Genomic DNA, 7,622 nt, shown 5'->3' with positions numbered 1-7,622 from the left:
TGACTTATGACAAAAGCAGAATTGGTCGAGGCGATTGCTGGGAAAGCAGGAGTATCCAAAGCTGCAGCTGAGAAAGTACTGAAGGCTTTTATGGAAGAAGTGAAGACCGGGATCAAAAAAGGTGAAAGGATCACGCTGGTAGGTTTTGGAACCTTTTATGCTGCTGAACGTCCGGCCAGGACTGGTAGAAATCCCCGCACCGGGGACGAAATTCAGATCCCCGCCTGCACCGTTCCGAAGTTCAAGGCAGGCAAAGCTTTGAAGGATGATTTGAACTAACCTGCGTGCTTTGTGGGCGGGTAGCTCAGTTGGGAGAGCACCGGCCTTACAAGCCGGGGGTCACAGGTTCGAGCCCTGTTCCGCCTATTTTTATATGGTAACAGGATAGAGTTTCATCTGCGGGGGCGTAGTTAAGTTGGTTATAACGCCGGCCTGTCACGCCGGAGGCCGCGAGTTCGAGTCTCGTCGCTCCCGCCATTTTTTCATAAGAAAGAGCTACTTGTCTTTGGGCGAGTAGCTCTTTTGCTTTTACCGAAGGAGAATGTTTTCATGGATTACAAGGAAACCTTGAATTTACCCCAAACCAGATTTCCCATGCGGGGCAATCTGGTGCAGCGTGAACCTGAATCTATCAGGGTATGGGAAGAGAGGGCTGTCTACCGGCGCCTCCTTGAGCGCCGGGCTGCGGCTCCAGCCTTTGTCCTCCATGATGGTCCTCCTTATGCCAATGGGCATCTCCATATGGGGCATGCGCTCAACAAGATTTTGAAGGATATTATTCTGAAAGCCCGATCAATGGCCGGTTGCCGCTGCCATTATGTACCCGGTTGGGATTGTCATGGCCTGCCCATCGAGCATCAGGTGGATAAAGACCTTGGTCGCCGCAAGGCAGAAATGAGCCAGGTGGAGGTTCGCCAAGCCTGCCGGGATTATGCCGCCAAGTTTATTGCCATCCAGCGGGATGAGTTTGAGCGTCTGGGGATCTTTGGTGAGTGGGATAATCCCTACCTGACCATGAACTACCCCTATGAAGGAGCTATAGTGAGGGAGCTGGCTAAGTTTGCCGGCAATGGAGGACTCTATAAACGAAAAAAACCCATCTACTGGTGTTCAACCTGCCAGACGGCCCTGGCCGAAGCTGAGGTCGAGTATGAGGATGAAACATCACCTTCGATCTACGTGAAATTTGCCTTGGAAGATGATCTGTCAGCCACCTATCCTTTTCTTGCCGGCCAGAAGGTCTTTCTGGTCATTTGGACGACCACGCCATGGACAATCCCTGCCAACCTTGCTATTGCCCTCCATCCTGATTTAGTCTATGAGGCACTGCAGGTTGATGATGAGGTCTATATCGTTGCCGAGGGTCTGCGGGAAAAGTTTTGTGTCGAGGCAGGGCTGGACCGGGGTGACGTTCTGGGAACAGTGAATCCAAAGGATTTTGAGCGTTGCACCTGTCGCCATCCCCTTTATGAACGGCAGTCGCTGATTATCATGGGTGACCACGTTACCCTTGAAGCGGGAACCGGTTGTGTGCATACGGCGCCTGGGCATGGCCAGGAAGACTATGAAGTTGGCCTTGCCTATGGCCTTGATGTCTATGCGCCGGTTGATGACCAGGGGCGTTTTACCGATGAGGTGGAATTCTTTGCCGGCCAGTTTGTTTTTGCCGCCAACCCGGCGGTGATCGCCAAACTGGAGGAGTGTGGTGCCCTGGTGGCCAGCAAGCCGCTGTCACACTCTTATCCCCATTGCTGGCGGTGCAAGAAAGCGATCATTTTTCGTTCCACGGAACAATGGTTTATTTCCATGGAGCGTAACGATCTCCGGCAGCGGGCCTTGGAGGCGATTAACCAGGTTACCTGGATTCCGACCTGGGGGCGTGAGCGGATCTATGGTATGGTTGAAAACCGTCCGGACTGGTGCATTTCACGGCAGCGGGTCTGGGGGGTGCCGATCCCGGTATTTTACTGCCGGCAATGCGGCCGGCCGCTGATTGATGAACAGTTGATGAACAGGGTTGCTGATGTGTTTGCCGAGCAGGGGGCAGATGTCTGGTTCGCTGAAGATGCGGCCTTTTTCCTGCCGCCGGCAACTGTCTGCCCGGATTGCGGGCATGATGTCTTTGATAAGGAAACGGATATTCTTGATGTCTGGTTTGATTCCGGGGTTAGTTATGCCGCCGTTCTTAAGGCTCGTGATTATCTTGAGTATCCGGCTGATCTCTACCTGGAGGGCAGCGACCAGCATCGAGGCTGGTTCCACAGCTCCCTGCTGGCGTCGGTGGGGGCCCGGGGAACCAGCCCCTATAAGGCGGTTCTGACCCATGGTTTTGTTGTCGACGGGGCCGGGAAAAAGATGTCCAAATCGGCTGGCAACGTTATTTCTCCAGAAAAAGTTGTCAAGAAGTATGGTGCTGAAATCCTTCGTCTTTGGGTAGCCGCCCAGGATTACCGGGATGATATCCGGATTTCCGAGGAGATTCTTTCCCGGCTGGTGGAGGCCTACCGGCGGATCAGAAATACGCTCAGGTTCCTGCTGGCCAACCTGTTTGACTATGATCCTGCCGTCAATGCGGTTGACTATGGCAGCATGGAAGAGCTGGATCAATGGGCGTTGCATCAGGTGTGCCAGCTGCAGAAAAAGGTGCTGGCTGCCTATGAAGCCTATGAATTTCATGCTATATATCATGCCATCCATAACTTTTGCGTGGTCGAATTGAGTGGTTTTTATCTTGATGTGGTCAAGGACCGGCTCTATATCACGGCCGCCGATTCGTCCATGCGCCGGTCAACCCAGACCGCTCTTCACCTGATTGTCAACGCCTTGGTGCGTATGTGCGCCCCCATCCTTTCCTTTACTGCCGATGAGGTTTGGCAGCATATGCCGGCAGCTGAAACTGATGACAGCATTTTCCTCCATGAGTTTTTGCTGCTGCCTGAAAGCTGTTTCAATCCGCAGTTGGCAGCGGTCTGGAGCGGGTTGCTCGATATTCGTAAAACAGCTTTGAAGAAGCTAGAGACCGCCCGGCAGGAAAAGCTGATCGGCCTTTCCCTTGATGCCCGTCTGCAGTTGGCTGCCCGGGGAGAGACGCTGGAACTGCTGCAGCGCTACCAGCCGCAGTTGACGGATATTTTCATGGTTTCCCAGGTGGAGGTGCTGGTGCTGGCTGCTGGAGAAAAGGGCGAGAGTGACGAGCAGCCTGATGTGAAGGTGACCGTAGCTCCGGCCGCCGGTGACAAATGTCAGCGCTGCTGGCGCTATAGCACGATGTTGACCGAAGCAACCGACAATCATCCGGGGATTTGCGATCGTTGCCGGCAGCAGCTATGATGGGTTGCTGTAGCTGCTCAAGGTGAAATATGCGCCGTGTCGGGGCATCTTCCGGCAACCGGCTGTTTCAGTAACTACCGTTAAAACAAGGAGATGGAGCAATGAAACATGTTCACTATACCGACGTACCTTTGGAGCCGGTGGAGATAGAAGGGGCGCAGGGGGTCAGTGTCCGCTGGGTCATCAATGAGGCGGACGGTGCCAAAAATTTTGCTATGCGGATTTTTGAAGTGGAACCGGAGGGGAAAACTCCCTACCATGACCATGATTTTGAGCATGAGGTTTTTATTCTTGCCGGCAGCGGCGTGCTGACGTTCAATGGCCAGCAATCGGCGTTGAAACCTCAGGAAGTGGTGTTCATCCCCGGTGGGGAGAGTCATAATTTCCAGGCGGGTCCCCAGGGACTGACCTTTATGTGCCTCATTCCACTGTCATAGCAGGACGTTCGCCGATGTTGGGCAAAACCCCGGCCAAGATTGATACGCAAAGGGTTTTGATGGCCTGTTTCATTGTCCGCTGTACCATGCGACAGCTCATTCCTGCTTTGGCCAGCTGATATCGACTGAGATGAACTCAGGTGGACTTTGGGCGCGTTTGCTGCAGATCTCATAGGTGATGGTGAGGTTGATAGTACCCACCCTTTCCGGCGCGGGAACCGAGGACTGAAATGATGTCTTACTCCTCTCTTCGAGGTCGCCCAGATAGAGCCGCAGTGGTTGCTCTTTTTCTGCTGTCGGTCTGATAACCGTGATGTACGCATTGATGTTGCAGAGGCTTTCCCAATAGTTATTGGTGAACGTGCCGCTGATGTTCAGCGGTGAGGTGGTGGCCTGCCGGGAAATGGTGCCATTGATTATGGCATCATAGTTCTCGTAGCTGATTGGTACTTCAACTGCGGGTTTTTGGCTGGCTTGCTCAGCTGCTTGGGTGATGGCAAAAAAGAGAAAAACAGCCGCTATAATAGAAAGCCAGCGGCAGACGTGTTGGCGGCGATGGTTGCCCATGGTTTCCTCCGTTGTTGGATTTTTCGGATAGCCCGGCATGGAACTCGTCTGTGGGAATATTCATAGTGCCCATTGCCGCCGCCCTGGAGCAGCGTGATGCCCCTGCCATCAAACCATTCCAAGGAAGATCTGCATTTCTGCCCGTAGCCATCCTGCGGGCAATCTATGAAACGACCTGGTTGCGGCCCTTCCTTTTTGCCAGATAAAGATTGTCATCGGCTTTTCTCAGGCAATCATCGATGGTCATGCCCTCCTGATAGACAGAGATCCCGAAGCTGACGGTGATGGACAGATGGTGCTGCTCATAGGAGAAGTCATGAATTTCAATCAGGCTTCGCAGCTTGTCAGCAGCATAGATGCCGCCATGAAGGTCGGTTTCCGGCAGGAGAAAGAGGAACTCCTCGCCACCCCAGCGGCTGATACTGTCCTGGGAGCGCAGGGTGGTTGTCATCAAGTTGGCCAGCTGGACCAGGATATGATCCCCGGCACTGTGTCCGTAGGTGTCGTTGACCTCTTTGAAAAAATCGATGTCAGCCATGACCAGACAGAAAGGTCGGTTGTTGCGGAGAAAACGAATCTTTTCATCGTCAAGCCGGCGGATGAAAGCCCGGCGATTAAGGATGCCGGTCAGAGGATCCAGACGGGCGGCTTTTTCCAGGGCATCTTCGGTTTGCTTTCTGATGGTGATGTCGGTGTTGGTGCTGCGGGTGCCTAGAATCTGGCCGTTGTGGTCATAGATCGTCTGGCAGTAATGGCCGATCCACCGTTCGTCACCATTTTTGGTGATAATCCGTAAATCCAGCCGTTCCAGTTCGCCGGAGACAAGCCTTTTATGAATATGGTTACGCCAGGTGTTGCGAAATTTTGGATCGATTATGCGTTCCATCAGCTGGCTGTCCTGGTAGAATTCATCCGGGCTGTAGCCGCTGATCCGCTCACAGGCAGGAGAAACGTAAAGGTAGTTGCCAGCCGGGTCATACCACGATTCCCAGGTGTAGCCCAGCTCGGCAAATCGATGGAAAAAATCCTCATTCAGTATCTGGTTTTTGCTCCCCTGAGATTTCGGTGGCATTGGTGGTCAGTCTCCGGTCTTAAAGAGAGTAAAAGATTATGCTGTATGGTCCCTGTCAGCCAGTGGCAGCAGCAGCTGCTCTAAGGCTGGGGAAGCGGTCAGCAGTTCTTCCAGTTGTCCTTCTGTAAGCACGGGAATCATAAGCTCCCGGGCTTTTTGCAGTTTTGACCCGGGGTTATCCCCGGCAACCAGATAGTCTGTGTGTTTGCTGACTGAACCGGTTATTCTGGCACCGGCATCCGCCAGCCGTTGCTTAATCAGCTCACGGGGGTTGGATAAGGTACCGGTTATGACAAATGTTTTGTCGGCCAGTGGCCGTGGAGTTCGAGGCCGGGGTAGCACTGGTTCTACCCCCCGGGCTAGCAGTTTGCTGATTACCGCAAGATTTTTTTCCTCCTGAAAAAATTCATGGATGCTCTGTGCCACCTGGGGACCGATTTCTCTGGTCAGCATCAGCTGCTCCAGTGACGGCGTGCCGGTCTCCAGAATGCGGGGAAAATGATCGGCAACCACAGCCGCCAGATGTTCTCCCACATGGCGGATACCCAGGCCATACAACAGGCAGGCCAACGGTCGACGTTTGCTGGCCTCTATGGCCGCCAGCAGCTTACGGGCTGATTTCTCTCCAAAACGATCCAGATTGGATAGGGTTTCCAATGAGAGGCTGTAAAGATCGGCAACATCTTGAATGACGTTTCTTTCAACGAGTTGTTGTACCAGTTTTGGCCCCAAGCCGTCAATATCCATTGCCCGTTTGCCGGCGAAATGGCTAATGGTTCCTTTCAGCTGGGCCGGACATGAAAGTCCGGCGGTGCAGCGGAGAATGATGCCGTCAGGTTCTCGCATGACATGGGCGCCGCAAACCGGACAGGCTTCCGGCAGAGGGACTGGCCGCTCACAACCGTTTCTGGCTGCCGGAAGGGCAGCGACAATTTCCGGGATGACATCGCCGGCCCGTTCAATAATGACCCGATCACCAATGCGGATATCCTTGTGGAGCAGGTCGGTGAAATTGTGCAGGGTTGCCCGGCTTACCTCAACGCCGCCGATGCGGACCGGTTCCATAATTGCCACCGGAGTCAAGGCGCCGGTTCTGCCGACCTGAATGGTAATGTCCACGACGTGGGTGGTTTCCTGACGGGCTTTAAATTTGTAAGCGATGGCCCATCGAGGGCTGCGGGATTTTTCCCCCAGCTGCTGTTGGAGCAGGAGAGAGTCAACTTTGATGACGGTGCCGTCAATTTCATAGGGCAACTGGTTCCGCAGCGCTTCGATTACCTGGCAGCATTCAATAACTGCCTGGCTGCCGGTTACCTGGTAGCGTTGAGAGGTGACCTTGCAGCCCCAGCTTGCAAGCTGGTTGAGAACTTCCTGCTGAGTGGCGAAGGAGATCCCCTGATGATATCCCGCTCCATAGCAAAAAAGATCAAGTCGCCGCCCGGCGGTTATGCGGGCGTCAAGCTGCCGCAAGGAGCCGGCTGCTGCATTACGGGGGTTGGCAAAAAGAGGATGGCCTTCCCGGGCTCGTTCCTGGTTAAGTTTTTCGAACTCATCCAGAGGCATGACGACCTCACCGCGAATATCAATCCTTGCCGGCGCCGCATCCCTGGAGAGGAAGCACAAGGGGAGAGAAGCGATAGTTTTAAGGTTCTGGCTGATATCCTCGCCGGTAAAACCATTCCCTCTGGTTGAACCACGAACAAAGATTCCCTGTTCGTATACCAGCTCCACTGCCAGGCCGTCCAGCTTTGGCTCGACAATATAGGTCAGTTCGCCGTCCATCGCCAGAGCCCGCTTCAGGCGTTCATCGAAATCAATAATCTCCTGGCTGGCATAGGTGTTGGATAAGCTCAGCATCGGCAGCAGATGGTCAACTTTGCTGAATTTTTCCAGGGGGGTGGCGCCGACGCGTTGTGTTGGCGAGTCGAGCGTGATCAGTTCCGGGTATTGGGCCTCCAGTGCCTCTAGCTCCCTGAGCAGGGAATCGTAGGCGCTGTCGGAAATAACCGGTTGGTCAAGGATGTAATAGCGATGGTTGTGGTAGGTGATTTCCCGGCGCAAGGCCTCAAGGCGTTTGACTATCCTCTCGTCAGGGATGGCCTGCTTTTGTTCCATCAGTGTTGCCTGCCGGTTGGGGTGGACCCCATTGTTTGGACAGCCTGAGAATGTGAATAAGCTCTGAAAAAGTTTATAGAGGAGGCTTCAGGCTGCCTCTG

The 7,622-nt window shown here is 53.9% G+C and carries 6 protein-coding genes and 2 tRNA genes; 5 read left to right on the top strand and 3 right to left on the bottom strand.

The features are described 5' to 3' along the window. The first annotated feature begins 6 nt into the window (after positions 1-6). The 5 genes from JXO50_00200 to JXO50_00180 all read left to right on the top strand — a co-directional run bounded on the left by JXO50_00200 (position 7) and on the right by JXO50_00180 (position 3,767). Positions 7-279: an HU family DNA-binding protein gene (locus JXO50_00200; protein ID MBN2331505.1), complete on the top strand. Its 273-nt coding sequence runs from the start codon at positions 7-9 to the stop codon at positions 277-279. Positions 280-293: 14 nt separating this feature from the next. Continuing rightward, positions 294-366 (top strand) — tRNA-Val (locus JXO50_00195). A gap of 34 nt (positions 367-400) precedes the next feature. Continuing rightward, positions 401-477, top strand: a tRNA-Asp gene (locus JXO50_00190). A gap of 72 nt (positions 478-549) precedes the next feature. Beyond that, on the top strand, positions 550-3,330 hold the full coding sequence (ileS, locus tag JXO50_00185; protein ID MBN2331504.1) for an isoleucine--tRNA ligase: 2,781 nt from the start codon (positions 550-552) through the stop codon (positions 3,328-3,330). A gap of 101 nt (positions 3,331-3,431) precedes the next feature. After that, positions 3,432-3,767 carry a cupin domain-containing protein gene (locus tag JXO50_00180; GenBank protein ID MBN2331503.1) on the top strand — a complete coding sequence of 112 codons (336 nt, stop codon included), beginning with the start codon at positions 3,432-3,434 and terminating at the stop codon, positions 3,765-3,767. A gap of 96 nt (positions 3,768-3,863) precedes the next feature. On the opposite strand, the gene JXO50_00175 is transcribed toward JXO50_00180, so the two are convergent. The 3 genes from JXO50_00175 to ligA form a co-directional block, all read right to left on the bottom strand. Beyond that, positions 3,864-4,334 (bottom strand): hypothetical protein, encoded by a 471-nt coding sequence (locus JXO50_00175; GenBank protein MBN2331502.1) that lies wholly within the window; start codon positions 4,332-4,334, stop codon positions 3,864-3,866. 163 nt (positions 4,335-4,497) lie between these two features. Continuing rightward, positions 4,498-5,406, bottom strand: coding sequence for a sensor domain-containing diguanylate cyclase (locus JXO50_00170; protein ID MBN2331501.1), 909 nt, complete (start codon positions 5,404-5,406; stop codon positions 4,498-4,500). 36 nt (positions 5,407-5,442) lie between these two features. Further along, on the bottom strand, positions 5,443-7,521 hold the full coding sequence (gene ligA, locus JXO50_00165; GenBank protein ID MBN2331500.1) for an NAD-dependent DNA ligase LigA: 2,079 nt from the start codon (positions 7,519-7,521) through the stop codon (positions 5,443-5,445). Between the last annotated feature and the right edge of the window lie 101 nt (positions 7,522-7,622).

The organism is Candidatus Anaeroferrophillus wilburensis, assembly GCA_016934315.1.
Classification (GTDB): domain Bacteria; phylum Desulfobacterota; class Anaeroferrophillalia; order Anaeroferrophillales; family Anaeroferrophillaceae; genus Anaeroferrophillus; species Anaeroferrophillus wilburensis.
The sequence above is the reverse complement of the archived record's forward strand: the minus strand, read 5'-3'. Positions and strand labels throughout refer to the sequence as shown.

Coding starts and splice junctions, on each gene's coding strand:
- JXO50_00200 (MBN2331505.1), top strand. CDS start 7: ATGACAAAAGCAGAATTGGTCGAGGCGATTGCTGGGAAAGCAGGAGTA.
- ileS (MBN2331504.1), top strand. CDS start 550: ATGGATTACAAGGAAACCTTGAATTTACCCCAAACCAGATTTCCCATG.
- JXO50_00180 (MBN2331503.1), top strand. CDS start 3,432: ATGAAACATGTTCACTATACCGACGTACCTTTGGAGCCGGTGGAGATA.
- JXO50_00175 (MBN2331502.1), bottom strand. CDS start 4,334: ATGGGCAACCATCGCCGCCAACACGTCTGCCGCTGGCTTTCTATTATA.
- JXO50_00170 (MBN2331501.1), bottom strand. CDS start 5,406: ATGCCACCGAAATCTCAGGGGAGCAAAAACCAGATACTGAATGAGGAT.
- ligA (MBN2331500.1), bottom strand. CDS start 7,521: ATGGAACAAAAGCAGGCCATCCCTGACGAGAGGATAGTCAAACGCCTT.